This window comes from Microbacterium sp. IEGM 1404, from assembly GCF_030056775.1.
Lineage (GTDB): Bacteria > Actinomycetota > Actinomycetes > Actinomycetales > Microbacteriaceae > Microbacterium.
Genome location: NZ_JASHKP010000002.1, coordinates 413,216 through 427,300, shown reverse-complemented (window position 1 = coordinate 427,300; position 14,085 = coordinate 413,216). Strand labels below are relative to the sequence as shown.

The 14,085-nt window shown below is 70.6% G+C and carries 11 protein-coding genes; 7 read left to right on the top strand and 4 right to left on the bottom strand.

Annotated elements, in window-relative coordinates:
* Positions 1 to 24: 24 nt before the first annotated feature.
* From QM517_RS07775 to QM517_RS07765, 3 genes are all read right to left on the bottom strand, one after another.
* The gene (locus tag QM517_RS07775; RefSeq protein WP_077052464.1) at positions 25 to 456 is read right to left on the bottom strand and encodes a MarR family winged helix-turn-helix transcriptional regulator; all 432 of its coding nucleotides are present in this window, start codon (positions 454 to 456) and stop codon (positions 25 to 27) included.
* 239 nt (positions 457 to 695) lie between these two features.
* Positions 696 to 2,600, bottom strand: a complete 1,905-nt coding sequence (locus QM517_RS07770) for a sigma-70 family RNA polymerase sigma factor (RefSeq protein WP_283286360.1) — start codon at positions 2,598 to 2,600, stop codon at positions 696 to 698.
* Positions 2,601 to 2,732: 132 nt separating this feature from the next.
* On the bottom strand, positions 2,733 to 3,353 hold the full coding sequence (locus QM517_RS07765) for a histidine phosphatase family protein (RefSeq protein WP_283286358.1): 621 nt from the start codon (positions 3,351 to 3,353) through the stop codon (positions 2,733 to 2,735).
* Positions 3,354 to 4,052: 699 nt separating this feature from the next.
* Here QM517_RS07765 and QM517_RS07760 point away from each other — a divergent pair.
* The 6 genes from QM517_RS07760 (at position 4,053) to QM517_RS07735 (ending at position 11,461) form a co-directional block, all read left to right on the top strand.
* Positions 4,053 to 5,729 (top strand): glycosyltransferase family 2 protein, encoded by a 1,677-nt coding sequence (locus tag QM517_RS07760; RefSeq protein WP_283286356.1) that lies wholly within the window; start codon positions 4,053 to 4,055, stop codon positions 5,727 to 5,729.
* Positions 5,726 to 6,457, top strand: a complete 732-nt coding sequence (locus QM517_RS07755) for an HlyD family efflux transporter periplasmic adaptor subunit (protein WP_283286353.1) — start codon at positions 5,726 to 5,728, stop codon at positions 6,455 to 6,457. The genes QM517_RS07760 and QM517_RS07755 overlap by 4 nt, the downstream gene beginning before the upstream one ends.
* Positions 6,454 to 8,445, top strand: coding sequence for a glycosyl hydrolase (locus tag QM517_RS18630; RefSeq protein ID WP_283286351.1), 1,992 nt, complete (start codon positions 6,454 to 6,456; stop codon positions 8,443 to 8,445). Before QM517_RS07755 ends, QM517_RS18630 begins: the two co-directional genes overlap by 4 nt.
* 34 nt (positions 8,446 to 8,479) lie before the next feature.
* The gene (locus QM517_RS07745) at positions 8,480 to 9,367 is read left to right on the top strand and encodes a UTP--glucose-1-phosphate uridylyltransferase (protein ID WP_283286349.1); all 888 of its coding nucleotides are present in this window, start codon (positions 8,480 to 8,482) and stop codon (positions 9,365 to 9,367) included.
* A gap of 42 nt (positions 9,368 to 9,409) precedes the next feature.
* Positions 9,410 to 9,805, top strand: coding sequence for a hypothetical protein (locus QM517_RS07740; RefSeq protein ID WP_139340745.1), 396 nt, complete (start codon positions 9,410 to 9,412; stop codon positions 9,803 to 9,805).
* A 183-nt stretch (positions 9,806 to 9,988) separates the two neighbouring features.
* Complete coding sequence (locus tag QM517_RS07735; protein WP_283286347.1) at positions 9,989 to 11,461, top strand: amino acid permease; 1,473 nt, start codon at positions 9,989 to 9,991, stop codon at positions 11,459 to 11,461.
* Between the two features lie 173 nt (positions 11,462 to 11,634).
* Here QM517_RS07735 and QM517_RS18625 read toward each other — a convergent pair whose 3' ends face one another.
* Positions 11,635 to 12,198, bottom strand: coding sequence for a VanZ family protein (locus QM517_RS18625; RefSeq protein WP_283286345.1), 564 nt, complete (start codon positions 12,196 to 12,198; stop codon positions 11,635 to 11,637).
* Between the two features lie 411 nt (positions 12,199 to 12,609).
* Between QM517_RS18625 and QM517_RS07725 the strand changes: the two genes are divergently transcribed.
* Positions 12,610 to 14,040: an HNH endonuclease gene (locus QM517_RS07725; protein ID WP_283286343.1), complete on the top strand. Its 1,431-nt coding sequence runs from the start codon at positions 12,610 to 12,612 to the stop codon at positions 14,038 to 14,040.
* Positions 14,041 to 14,085 lie beyond the last annotated feature (45 nt).

Sequence of the window (14,085 nt, the reverse complement as noted above, 5' to 3'; positions counted from 1 at the left end):
GCGCGGCGCGGTGCGGCCCCGGCGTCAGCGCTCGTCGCGGAGCTTCGCGGTCAGCGAATGGAGCTGAGCGAGCTCGGCGTCGTCGAGTCGGGCCATGCGGTCCGCGATCGAGGTCGCGTGCGCGGCGGCGAGACGGCGGAAGGCGACGGCGCCGGCTTCGGTCGCCGTGACGAGCGAGCCGCGGCCGTCCTCGGGGTCGGCGCACTTGGTGAGCAGCCCTCGGGCGACCATGCGCTCCACCAGGCGCGAGACGCTGGGCTGGCTGATGAGCATGTTCGCCGTGACATCGCGCAGCCGCGCGGTCATCCCCCGGCGACGGGTCACCGTGAGGAGCACGTCGTACTCGGCCTGCGACAGCTCGGAGCACTCGAAGTCGGTGCGCAGATCCTCGAACACCTCGTGCTGCGCACGGAACAGGCTCTCCCATGCCTGGACGGCGAGGCGACGATCGGTCATGGACTCAGGGTAGGGCGTCCCGACCCGACGGGGGCGGTGCCACGTCCATGTCGGTGAATACAGGAAGGGCCGGTCGAAGCGGCATCCGACCGGCCCTCTGCACCAAGAGTGTCCTGCAATCACATGTCGGTGACCGCCACAGCAAACGATCACCGTGCGATGACTCTATAACGGTGAGGTAACGGAAGGGAAGAGGTCTCCGTGATCTTTTCGTGATGAGCGGGCACCGCGTGAGCCGCTCAGGGTTCGGTGAGGTCGAACGTCATCTCCTCGGGGGAGGGGCCCCACGGATCGAAGATGATGTCGGGGTCGTAGACGTCGACGGCGCGCTCCGTGCCGGGGCCCCAGCGACCGTCGCCGTCCACCACGCGGAACGTGAGGTAGTACCAGCCTCGCGCCGCCATCACGAGGCGTTTGCGGGCGTGCCCGTCGCCGTCGAGCGCGAACTGCACCGCGTGGCCGGTCATGCTGACCGCGAGCACCGTGGCATCCGGTGGGCCGTCCACCTCGATCACGAGACCGGTCGTGGATGCTTCGTCCACGGTCATGTCCTCGATGCCCGCAAGATCCTCGAAGCCGCGGACCCCGAGACTCACGATCGTGAAACTGCCCGCTCGTTTCGAGACCGTGCCGTCGGTCGAGGAGCTCGTCACGGCGTACGGGTAGGAGCCGGCGGGGAGGGAGAGGCGGCGGGCGTCGAAAGTCCAGCTGCCGTCCGGCGTCGTGTCGGCGGCGTACCGCGATCTGTCCACGTCGACCGTGACGGTGTCGCCCGGTCGACCGCGCCCGGTCAGTGCGGGCGCGAGGTACCCCGTCGTCGCAGCGGCGGGATCGGGGGTCGGACCCGCGGACGAGGTCGGAGCGGGTGTCGGCGTGGCGGTACCGCTCTGCGCGAGCGGGGTGGGCCGGTCGGACAGAGGGAGGGGGAGCGCCGCGGGATCGAGGACGAGAGCAGCCTCCGTGAGGTTCGGATCCTCGACCCCCCTCCCCACGCGGGGGGCGGTCGTGGCCTCGGGGGCGGGGGTGGAGGGTGCGGCCTCTGTCGGCGAGGTGTCCTCCGCCGCCGGGAGCACCGGTGATCCTGCGCTCACGACGGGCGGCGGCGCGGGCGGAGCCGCCGCGTCGGCCGCATCGGGGGCCGCTGTTCCGAGGAGGGGCGAGAGCAGAAGGAGGGATGCGGTGACACCGCCGACGGCGAGCACGCTCAGGGCGCCGACGCCGACGCCGACGCCGGCGCCGGCACCGGCGGCCGCGGACCCGCCCGCCGTGGACGACGCGACGCCGGCGGCCGCGGACCCGCCCGCCGTGGAGGACGCGGGGCCTCCCGAGGCGAGTGAGCCGAGGCCGAGGGCGGTGACCGTCCCGCCTCCCGTCGACGCGGCTGCTGCCGCGGCGCCCGATCCCGTCGCCGAGCCGATCAGGACCAGGATGAGCGTGCGCTGGGTGCGAGACGCCCTGCTGCGGAGGGCGTGGAGGAGGTCGGCGCACGACCCGCAGGTCGCGATGTGGGCACGGACGGCGGCATCCGTCCGTGGGTCGGTGGCCCGGTTGACGTAGTCGGGCAGGATGCGGGCGGCGTGCGTCGGATCGTCTCGGAGGAGCGGGGGGATCTGCTGGGCGAGCCAGGTGCGCGCGAGCCCCGACGTCGCCCGACGGCGGAGAGCGGAGACGGCATTGGCCGAGATCCCGAGTTCCTCGGCGATCTTCCGGCGGTCCGCCCCCTCCACCTCGGTCAACCACAGCAGACGCTGCCAGCGAGGCGGGAGACCCTCCAGGGCTGCGGACAGATCGGAGCGCTCGTCGTCGCGCTCGACGAGGGTCAGCGCATCCAGGGAGGTGCCGATGTCCTCGACGGGACGATCGCTCAGGTCGACCTCCGCGCGTCGCCACCGGAGGGCCGTGTTGCGGATCACGGCCTTCAGGTAGGGGCGGAACGCGTCCGTGGGGCCGGTGGCCGTCGTCGTGACCTGCTGGTAGATCGCGAGGAAGGCCTCGGAGACGAGGTCGTCCACCCGCGAGGGAAACGCCCGCCGCGCGTACCTCGCCGCGGCCTCGCGGTGGCGGGTCCACAGCTCTTCGAAGGCTTCGGTCTCACCGCTTCGAACGGCGGCGAGGAGCTCACGGTCGCCGCGGACGTCGGCCATGCGTCCCCCTCCCCCCGGAACGGTTCTCCGCGTCATCGTAGGGTGCGGCGGCGAGTCCCCGTGGCCAGAGCCTAATGGGCGATTCGCGCGACGGGCGTCGGTCCTCCGCCCGCGCCGGAGGTCACGGCCGGGTCAGCGCCCGCGGACGTGGTTCCACTGCGTGATGACCTCGGAGCCGTGCTCGAACCCGAGCTCGCTCACCGCGGAGGTGCCGAGCACGAAGTAGCGTCCGCCCGCGGCGGTGAGGCCCAGCCAGACACCGGCCAGGGCGCGGAGGAAGTGCGCGTGCGAGAAGAGCAGCACCTGCTCGCCGGCGCGGACGCGGGGGCGCAGTTCGGCCAGGAGGGATTCCGCGCGGGCCGTGACCTGCTCGACCGTCTCGCCGGGGGTCGCGCCGGCGGGGGCTCCGGCCTGCCAGATCGTCCACGGTCGACCGAGGCGCGCGTCGATCTCGGGCGTCGTGAGGCCCTCGTACGCGCCGTAGTCCCACTCCACCAGGCGCGGCTCGAGCGCAGCCTGCGGGTAGCCCGCCCGGGCGGCGGTCTCGACGGCGCGGTGCAGGGGGCTCGTCAGCACGAGGTCCCAGTGGCGGGTGGCGAGCAGGGTGCCGGCGAGCTCGGCCTTGTAGGCGCCGGTCTCGGTGAGGGGGATGTCGGTCAGCCCGGTGTGGCGACCGTTGCGACTCCACTCGGTCTCGCCGTGGCGGACGAGCACGAGGCGCCCGTCGGGGTCGGTCAGATCCTCGTCTTTCACGTCCCCATCCTCCCGCGTTCGGCTGGATCGGTCGTGGATCGGGGCCGAGAACGGACGAAGGGCCGGTCGAGGAGTCTCGACCGGCCCTTTCCCTGCACCAGAGTGTCCTGCAATCACATGTCGGTAGCTGCCACAGCAAAACAACCACCGTGCGATGACTCTATAACGGTGAGGTAACGCCAGGGAAGAGGATGCCGTTACCTTTTCGTGCTTCATAGCTTCCTCATCACCGGCTCATCAGACGGCGACAACCGCACGGGAGCGGCCTCGTGCTCGGCTCGCGAGGGGTGTGCGGGCGAGCTCACGAGTCGCAAAATGGGCGGCAGATGACCCTGCGCGACTCCGCTTCCGTTCGGATCGGACGTCTCCGGAAAAGTCGGACGAAGCGCGGGTGACATTCCCGGAACGGAATGTCTCCTTCGAGCTCCCCGTCGGCCAATCCGAGGAAACCCAGATCAGGGGCATCATTCGCGAGAACCTCGCCGAGCGATGGTGTCGATTCCTGCCGGTCGCGCGTCCGGATAGCGGCCGGAATGTCCACGGAGGGTGAATTCTTCCGTCTCGCCCTCATCTACAGTCACCAGAACGACGACGGCGTGCGACCGCCCGAGGTCGCCCGCCGTTCAGGCTGGGGGGCCGTGTCACGCGCTGCGTCAATGCGCTGTTTCGCTGTACCCCCTTTACCCGAGGGGAATGGCGATGGCCCGACACTCAGAGCGACGGCGGAGCGTCCGCCGACGCACGCACCGCACATCATCCAGCCGGATCTCGGCCGGATCCGACATCTTCCGCGACGGCACGGTGCAGTCGCCGTCGCTGATCCTGCTCGTCGTCCTCGCGACGATCGGGTGCCTGCTGTACGCGGCATTCCTCCTGAACCCGGCGAACGTCGGCGATCCGCTTCCCTACACGATCGTCGTGGTCTGCGAGAGCTTCCTGATCCTGCAGATCCTCCTGAGCCTGTGGACCGCGCTCTCCTCCACGCACAATCCCCGAGGGTTCGCGTACCACGCGGCGCGCGCGAGCCTGTTCACGGGCGACCCGGAGAGCCCCGACGTGCAGGTTCACGATGTGCGCGTCGGCATCGACGTGCTCATCCCGACCTACGGCGAATCGCTCGTGGTGCTCGAACGAACGGTCCGCGCGTGCGTCGCGCTCCGAGGCGCCCACCGGACGTGGGTCCTCGACGACATGCGTCGCCCGGAGGTCGCCGAACTGGCCGCGCGGCTGGGTGCGGGGTACCGCACCCGTGAAGGGAACGAGGGCGCCAAGGCGGGCAACATCAACGCGGCGCTCCGGCAGCTCGACGGTGACTACTTCGCGATCTTCGACGCGGACTTCGTGCCGGAACCGAACTTCCTCGAGGAGACGATGCCGTTCTTCGCCGACGACCGGGTCGCGTTCGTGCAGACCCCGCAGGTCTACGGCAACATCGACGGGTTCATCGCCCGCGCGTCGGCCTACATGCAGACGGTGTTTTACGCGCTCGCCCAACCGGGGAAGAACCGCTTCAACTCGGCGTTCTGCGTGGGAACCAACGTCGTGTTCCGCCGTGCGGCCGTCGACAGCATCGGGGGATTGCACGCGGCGTCGAAGTCCGAGGACATCTGGACCTCGATCCTCCTGCACGAGGCCGGGTGGTCCTCGGTGTACATCCCGTTGCACCTGGCGACGGGAGAGACGCCCGATCGCATCGAGTCCTTCAGCAAGCAGCAGGTGCGCTGGGCCACGGGGGCGTTCGAGATCCTGCTCACGCACAACCCGCTGTCGCCGCGCCGCACGCTCACGATGGACCAGCGGCTGCAGTACTTCGCCACGGCCACCTTCTACTTCAACGGGGTCATCCCGTTGGCGCTCCTCCTGCTGCCGCCGCTGCAGATCTTCCTCGACATCACGCCCATGTCGATGGAAGTCCCCCTGGGGCAGTGGATCCTCTTCTACTGCGGCTTCTACGTCATGCAGGTGGTGATGGCGTTCTTCACGATCGGCGCCTTCCGCTGGGAGACCCTCCTGCTGTCGTCCGTGTCGTTCCCGATCTACACGAAGGCGCTGTTCAACGCCGTCACGGGCCGTGCCGGGACGTGGCACGTCACCGGGGCGGGCGCGCGGACCTCGCCCTTCCTCTACATCCGCGTGCAGACTCTCTTCTTCCTGTTCCTGCTCGCGACCACCCTCGTCGGCGTCTGGAAGTTCGACTGGACGGGTCAACTGTCCGTCGCCCTCTTCTGGAACGTCGTGAACACCGTCGCCCTGGGCGGTCTCATCATCGTGGCGTTCCGCGAGCAGCAGCAGGACCGCCGCCGCGCCCGCAACCGTCGCCAGCTGCAGACCGCGCCGCGGCGTCGAACCTTCGACCCCCTGGAGGTGGTCTCGTGAAGTTCCTCCGCATCTGCGGCTTCATCCTGTCGTCCGTGATCGTGCTGGCCGTCGCCCTCGGCGGACTGATGTACGCCAACCAGCGGGCAGTCAGCGTCGGCGCATCGGAGGCGACCCTCGTCTCCGACACCTACAGCGTCGGGACCGCCTACGCCGGGTTCGTGGCATCCATGTCCATCCAGCCGGGCACACCCGTGGTGAAGGGACAGGAGCTGCTGCGGCTGCAGAGCTCCACCCTGCAGCAGTCGCTGCAGACCTCGCGACTGAACCCCGAGGGCGTGGGCTACCGCGTCGAGGGAGACGACGTGCTGGTGTTCACCGCCGTCGCCGACGGCATCGTCCGCGACGTCGAGGCCAACATCGGATCGTTCGTCCCGGGCAACTCGATCATCGCCGTCGTGGGCATCTCGAACACCCTCCACCTGGAAGCGTCCTTCCCCATGAACGCCCGGGACTACGCCCGGATGCAGGTCGGCGGCGACGTGGACGTCCGGATGCCGGACGGGACCTCGCGCACGCTCGCTCTGACGGAGTTCCACGTCGGCGAGGAACGCGACGGGCAGCCGCAGGTCGTCGTCGTGGCTCGGGACGAAAGCCTGGGCGGCGCGTCGGTGGCGTTCGCGGGCGCGCCCGTGGCCGCAGCCCTCGAGCTGCGCGGCGACGAGGACCTCGGATCCTGGGTCGTTCGCCAGGTCGGCAAGCTCTTCGTCCCCGGGGGGTTCCGGTGAGTCGGCGCCTCCGGACGGTCGCGGCGGTCGCGATCCTCGTCGCCGTCGGAGTGGCCGCGAGCGGGTGCGTCCCGGAGGTGCCGGAGTCCCCGACCGTCGACGCCACGCCCGCCCCGGCGTGGGCGACGGAGGCGGCGCAGGTGGCCGCCGATCTCCCCCGACTGCCCGGTCCCTACGCCGGAGACACACGTCTCGCCGAGGGGGTGGCGCCGCCGACCAACTCCTGGGTCGGTGCGGCGGTCTTCGGCGGCGGCGAACGCCCGGTGTACACGGGGGTGCTGGCGGTGCGTCCGACCGCGTCCTCCTTCGAGGTGGGGCTGCCGCGCGTCGCGGTCACGCCCTCGTCGGTGTTCGGTTCGTTCATCGCCGACCTGCGGTTCGACGTCCCGGGGTCGTCCACAGTGCTGTCGCGGATCGACGCGCTGTCGGCCGATTTCCGTTACAGCACCGCCGACGCGGAGGTCGGCACGCTGACCCTCGCCCAGGGGTGGCCCTACGCGTTCTACCGCGCGACGACGGCGCAGGAGATCGGGTTGGGGGGCGCGACGCCGACCGAGACGTCGTCCGGAGTCTGGCGGACCGAGGTGAACGGCGTCGCGTACCTCGTCGTCGGCACCGACGCCGTGCTCGGCGGCAGCGGTTTCTCCGTCGCGGCGGGCGGAAGCCTCGCGGTGCTCGCGCTCCCCTCCGGCGCGGGTTCCGACGTGATCGATCGGCTCGTGGCCGGTGCCGTCCCGCTGACGGGGACCGAGGCGACCACTCGGGTCGAGAGCGAGTCGGTGGCGACGACCTTCCATTTCGACGTCGACCAGGACACCGTCTTCGCCGCCCGCCCGCATCAGCAGATCTCGACCGGACTCCTCGGGGCCGCCTACGACACCATCTACGGGCCGTCGACTCTCGTGGGCGGGCGGGACTTCACGTTCGAGGTCCCGCGCGTCGAGCCCGTCGCGGGGCTGGACGTCGACTCGTTGACCGACGACGAGAAGGACACCGTCCGCGCGCAGATCGCCGTGGACGCCGAGCGCCCGTTCGTGGCGACGGACTCCTACTCGGGGGGCAAGGAGCTCTACCGGGCGGCGATGCTCTACCGTCTCGCCGTCGACCTCGACCAGGACGATGTCGCGGCGACGCTCAAGTCCGGGATCGAGCAGGAGCTGGACCTGTGGCTCGACCCCCGCGGATGCCAGGGGCGCAGCGACCGCTGCTTCGTGTACGACCCTGTGCTCGGCGGGATCACGGGGCGCGCGCCGGCGTACGGATCCGACGAGTTCAACGACCACCACTTCCACTACGGATACTTCCTCTACGCGCTCGGCGTCGTGGCGCAGGGTGATCCCGACCTCGTCGAGAGGTACCGGCCGATGGCCGACGTCATCGCGCTCGACCTCGCGGCGCCGGTGGCCGTTCCGGGATTCCCGGCACGGCGGGTGTTCGACGAGTACGAGGGTCACTCCTGGGCCTCCGGCACGGTGCCGTTCGTCGACGGCAACAATCAGGAGTCGGCCTCGGAGGCGGTGAACGCCTGGGCGGGACTCGCGCTGTGGGCAGAGGCATCCGATCAGGACGAGCTCCGCGCCGAAGCCGACGCGCTGCTGAGCGTCGAGACCGAGACGGCCCGTCGATACTGGCTCGGTGCGGAGATGCCGACCGGCATGACGGCCCCGTTCTTCGCGCTCAACTGGGGTGGCAAACGCGATTACGCGACGTTCTTCGACGCGTCGCCGTCGGCGATCCTCGGGATCGAGCTCATCCCGATGTCTCCTTCGACGGCGTTCCTCCCGGACACTGAGCGCCGCGCCGCACTGGTGTCGGGGGTGATGGATGCCGGAACCCTCGAGCTGCCGCTGATCGACTACGTCATCATGCTCCAGGCCACCGTCGATCCCGCCGCCGCACTCCAGAACGCGCGTGCCCTTCCCGACGCGCGCATCGATTCCGCGAACTCCCGCAGCTATCTGCTCGCGTGGATCCTGACCCACGACTGACCCCATCCCGTCCATTCGAACGAGAGGCCACACCATGATCACGAAGGCCGTCATTCCCGCCGCCGGACTCGGCACCCGATTCCTGCCGGCGACCAAAGCCATCCCGAAGGAGATGCTGCCGGTCGTCGACAAGCCCGCGTTGCAGTACGTGGTCGAAGAGGCCGTCGCGGCCGCGCTCGATGACGTCCTGGTCATCATCGGACGCAACAAGAACGCCATCAGCAACCACTTCGACGCGGTTCCGGAGCTGGAGCACACCCTCTCCACCAAGAATGACGCCGTCAAGCTCGAGCACGTGCAACGCTCCTCCACGCTCGCCGACGTGCACTTCGTCCGGCAGGGCGAGCCGCGCGGCCTCGGCCACGCCGTCCTGCGAGCTCGGCGGCACGTGGGACACGAGCCGTTCGCGGTGCTGCTCGGCGACGATCTGATCGGCGAGGACGAAGGGTTGCTGTCCCGCATGATCGCGGTCGCCGAACAGCGTTCCACCTCGGTGATCGCGTTGATGGAGGTGCCCGCGGAGCAGATCCACCTCTACGGCTGCGCGGCCGTCGAACCCACCGCGGACGCCGACGTCGTCCGTGTCACCGGTCTCGTCGAGAAACCCGACGCGGAGACCGCGCCCTCCCTCTATGCCGTGATCGGCCGGTACGTGCTGCAGCCCGCCGTCTTCGACGTCCTCGAGGACACGCCGCCGGGCAAGGGCGGGGAGATCCAACTGACCGACGCCCTCCAGGTCATCGCGGCCGAGGGTGACGAGGAGGTCGCGGGCGGCGTCTACGGCGTGGTCTTCTCCGGCGCGCGCTACGACACGGGCGACAAGGTGGACTACGTCAAGGCGATCCTCCAGCTCGCCTCCGCACGCGATGATCTGGGACCTGCACTTCGGCCATGGATCCGAGAGTTCGCCGCGAGCCTCTGAGGCGGCGACGACACGATTCCGAACGATCGACGGGGCGAGGGCATGACAGGACTTCGAGGCCAGGACTCCGTGGCGCGGTTGGCGTCCGATCTGCGGTTGCTGCGCGTGTCCGCCGGCAACCCGACACTCTCGCGATTGCAGTCCGAGAGCGGTGTGTCGCGCACCGTGCTCTCGGACGCGTTCCTCGGTCGCGGTCTGCCCTCGGTGCGTACCCTGGCCTCCATCGTGCAGACGTGCGGCGGCGGGCCGGTGGACCCGTGGTTGGAGCGGCGCGACGCCCTGACCCGTCTCGGTGCGGATCATCGGGCGCCGGATGCGACGCGGGAGTTCGGGGGCCGGGAGGGCGTGATCGTCGCGACGGCGCTGGGAGTCGGTGCGGTCGTGGCGATGGTCGCGCGTGGACTGTTCGCGGTGTTCGGTCGGCGCCGGCGGCGCTGAGGGGCACGGCGGGACGCGGCGACGTTCGGGCGGTCCGGTTCCCCCGTGACCGCGGCTCTCCCGAGTCCGGCGCGACCGCGGGTACCCGGCATCCATTACTCTTGCCTGCGCCGTGACTGCTCTGGAAGCGCCGGCTCCGGCGCGTGATCTCCGCCGGCTCCCACGATTGCGAGTTCCCCCCTCATGACCTCCTCCTCGGGTTCGTCGCCCCTGCCCCGCGACGCCGCCGCGACAGCCGAGCCGCCGCGCACGCTCCGTCGAGCCATGGATGCCAGGCACCTGGTCATGATCGCCCTCGGCGGCGTCATCGGCTCGGGACTCTTCCTCAGCTCGGGGTACACGATCCAGCAGGCCGGGCCACTGGGGGCCGTGCTCGCCTATCTGCTCGGCGCGTTCGTGGTGTGGCTCGTGATGGTGTGCCTCGGCGAGCTCGCGGTGGTGTATCCCGTGTCGGGGTCGCTGCACGTCTATGCGGCCCGCACGATGGGACCGGCCACGGGATTCGCGACGGCGTGGCTGTACTGGCTGTGCTGGGTGGTCGCACTGGGGTCGGAGTTCACGGCATCCGGGATCCTGATGCAGAGATGGTTCCCCGATGTCGCGGTGTGGGTGTGGTGCCTGGTCTTCGCCGCCGTCCTCTTCACGCTCAACGCGATCTCGGCCCGGGTGTTCGGCGAGACGGAGTTCTGGTTCGCCCTCATCAAGGTGGTCGCGATCGTCGCGCTCATCGTGCTCGGCGGCATGGCGATCTTCGGATTCACGCCGCTGTCGCCGGAACCGCACGAGGCCGTGCTGCTCAGCAACTTCCTGACTCCGGAGGGCGTGCTCCCCGCGGGGCTGGGGGGAGTCCTGATCACCTCCCTTGCGGTGTTCTACGCCTTCAGCGGTGCCGAGCTGGTGGGCGTGGCCGCGGGCGAGACGAAGGATCCGGGTCGCAACATCCCGCGCGCTCTGCGATCGACCGTGCTGCGTCTGCTCGTGCTGTTCGTGCTGTCGATCACCGTGATCGCGGCCCTGCTGCCCTACGACCGGGCAAGCCTCAGCTCGAGCCCGTTCGTCGACGTCTTCGAGTACGTCGGCGTCCCGTACGCCGCCGACATCATGAACTTCGTCGTCATCACGGCCCTCCTCTCGGTCGGCAACAGCGGACTGTATTCCTGTGCGCGCATGCTGTTCTCGCTCGCCGAGGAGGGTTACGCCCCGCGCGCGTTCACTCGCCTGACCCGCCGCGGCATCCCGATCATCGCGCTCCTGGTCAGCCTCGGGATCGGACTGGTGTCGCTGATCTCGAGTGTCATCGCGGCGGAGACGGTGTACCTCGTGCTGGTCTCGATCGCGGGCTTCGCCGCCGTCGCGGTGTGGATGTCCATCGTCGCCGCGCAGTTCTTCCACCGGCGGCAGTTCGTCCGCGGTGGGGGAGACGTCGCAGACCTGCCGTTCCACACGCCCTTCTACCCGGTGGTGCCGATCCTCGCGTTCGTGCTGCTGACCGCGTCGATCGTCGCGATCGCTTTCGACCCCGATCAGGCTCCGGCGCTGTACTTCGGCATCCCGTTCGTCCTGCTCTGCTACGGCTACTTCTGGGTGCGGTACGGCCGCCGCGGTGCGCGGCCCGCGCCGATGAACGAAGAGGCTCCGGTCGACGAGGTCGACTGAGTCGAGCGGGCGGCGGCGGCCCGCGGCGGCGGATGCCGGGGTGATGGGGGTGTCGGGGTGCGGGGCGTCGGGATGCCGGGGTGCCGGGAGTGCCGGGGTGTCGGGGTGTCGGGCCGCGGCGCGACGGAGACGCGCGGGCTCGGGCGGCGAGGGGCGTCGATATCGCGGTGCGATCAGGGGTGAGCGGCGCGCGGTGACGAGCGACTCCGCCACCAGGCGAACGAGAGCAGCGATGCGACCGCGGCACCGAAGGCGTTGACCAGGACGTCGTCGGTCGAAGCGACGCGCCCGAGGGGGAGCAGGAGCTGGAGGATTTCCAGGACGCTCGAGCACGCCGCCGCGATGAGGAAGACGAGCGGGACGACCAGCGGGGGCGGCCCGAGGCGGAACCGCACGGGGAGAAGTGCGCCGAGTGCGGCGAACACCAGCAGGTTGCCGACCACCTGGATCACGGCGTCGCCGCCCGACAGAACCGCAGCGAGGTCTCGGAACGGCGCGAGACGGATGCCGCCCGCCCCGCCGGTGGGCGTCATGATCATCCACACCCACGGCGCGGTCCCGAGCACCATCCCGACCTCGGCGGCGGCGGAGCGGCGTGCCCACCGCGGCGACCATCCGCGTCGGATCCTCCGACGAGCGAGCAGGACGGCGACGAGGATGCCGAGGGGGAGGCACACCAGGACGGTGACCCCGACGACCGTGCCGTATCGGTCGGCGATGGAGGTGACGACGTCCACGAGCCTCCAGAGGGGGATGCGTCGAGAGGACGCGGCGGGCCGTTCGACCTTACTGCCGCGCGTGCGGCGGCCCGTTCGACCGTTCCGGAGCGCGAGCGCGGGGCGGGTGGCGGGGGACTCGTCGGGACGTCTTCCGTGGGCGATCCGCGTCGCGTCGACGGCTCCTACACAGGCGTCGGTCGCCGCGAGTTGTTCACAGATATATCCTCTGGTCTGGGGAATGTCGGCGTCGCGGCCTATTCTTAGAACATGTCTTCGAATGTTTCGTCAGGCCCCGCCGAGGGCGATGCCGAACCGCCGGTAGGCCGCGCAGCTTCTGCGGCCGGACCGTCCGCGGGCGCCCCGCCGCCCGGGGCCACGGGTCCCCTCGCGGGTGCGCCCGCAGACACAGGCCCGTCGGGGGATGTGGGAGTGCTGTCGGTCCTGGTGACGGAGGTCGTACGGGCCGAGGCCGTGGTCGCGGCGGCCGAGGTCGCGCGCGTGCGTGCTCTGGCGGCGGCAGGACGATTCGCGCGGGAGTCGTCGTCGAGAACGCGGGCGTCGGGGCGTGCGGCGGAGATGGCTCTGCGAGAAGTCGCGTCCGAGATCGCCGCGGCGTGCCGGGTGTCGGACCGGGCGGTGCAGCGCGACGTGGACGAGGCGATGACCCTGGTGGAGTCGTTCCCGAAGGTCGTGGCCGCGTGGGAAGCGGGGGCCGTGTCGCGGCGGCACGTGCGGGTGATCGCCGAGGTCGGGGTGCAGCTCCCCGCGGAGAAACGGGCCGAGTTCGATGCCCTTGCCGCCGCGCTGGCGGGCGAGGTGTCCAGCCCCGGGCGTCTGAAGTCCCGACTCACGATCGCGTCCGAGGCGTTGCAGCCGCGGACCATCACCGAGCGTCATCGGGCCGCGCGGGAAGGGCGGTGTGTGCGGATCGTGCCCGGGGCGGAGGGGATGTCGGATCTGATCGCGACGTTGCCGACGGTGCTGGCCGAGGCGGTGTTCGACCGGCTGACGCAGCAAGCCCGCGTGATCGTCGACGCCCGCCCCGACGAGGCGGCGACGGCTCGGGCGACGACGCCCCGGAGCCCGGCCGCGCGGGGCTCAGTCGGCTCGAGCGGTTCGGCGAAGGCACCCGACACCCGGTCGGTGGACCAGGTGCGCGCGGACGTGTTCGCCGACATGCTCCTGACGGCTGATCCCGCGATCGATCCGACGCGGATCGGCGACGGTCCGGGGACCCTCGGGAGGATCCGTGCCCGCGTTCAGGTCGTGGTTCCCGCGCTGACCGTTCTCGACCCCGCGCGCGAGACCACCGCCCCCGCCGAGCTCGTGGGGCGCGGCCCCATCGATACTGCCCTGGCCAGAGATCTGGCGGACGCGACGAGCGTGCCGTGGGACCGCGTCATCACCCACCCCGTCTCGGGCGCTGTGCTGCACACCGACACCTACGCGCGCACCGCCGCGATCGACCGGCACCTCCGCGCCCGTGACCGGCACTGCCGGTGGCCGGGATGCATCACTCCCGCGATCCGGAGCGAGGTCGACCACACCCTCGACCACCACCTCGGTGGCGCCACCCGCGTGTCCAACCTCGCGCACCTGTGCCAGCGGCACCGCACCCAGAAGCAGTTCACGCGATGGACCGTGCGGCAGGGCGACGCGGGGGTCCTGGAATGGACCTCCCCGACCGGCCGCACGTACACGGACACCCCCGATCCCTACCCCTCGGCGGGCGTCACTCACCGACGAAGCCCGTCCACGGAACAGGGTCCCCACGCCACCGCGCCCCGCGTGCGATTCCTCCCCGACGACGGGTCGGCGGACGTGCCCCCGCGCTCGGCATCCGACGTCCCGCCCTGGTGAAGCGCGAAGGCGTACGACCGCTCCTGCTCGCGGAGCGGAAGGGGC

Coding starts and splice junctions, on each gene's coding strand:
- QM517_RS07775 (WP_077052464.1), bottom strand. CDS start 456: ATGACCGATCGTCGCCTCGCCGTCCAGGCATGGGAGAGCCTGTTCCGT.
- QM517_RS07770 (WP_283286360.1), bottom strand. CDS start 2,600: ATGGCCGACGTCCGCGGCGACCGTGAGCTCCTCGCCGCCGTTCGAAGC.
- QM517_RS07760 (WP_283286356.1), top strand. CDS start 4,053: ATGGCCCGACACTCAGAGCGACGGCGGAGCGTCCGCCGACGCACGCAC.
- QM517_RS07745 (WP_283286349.1), top strand. CDS start 8,480: ATGATCACGAAGGCCGTCATTCCCGCCGCCGGACTCGGCACCCGATTC.
- QM517_RS07740 (WP_139340745.1), top strand. CDS start 9,410: ATGACAGGACTTCGAGGCCAGGACTCCGTGGCGCGGTTGGCGTCCGAT.
- QM517_RS07735 (WP_283286347.1), top strand. CDS start 9,989: ATGACCTCCTCCTCGGGTTCGTCGCCCCTGCCCCGCGACGCCGCCGCG.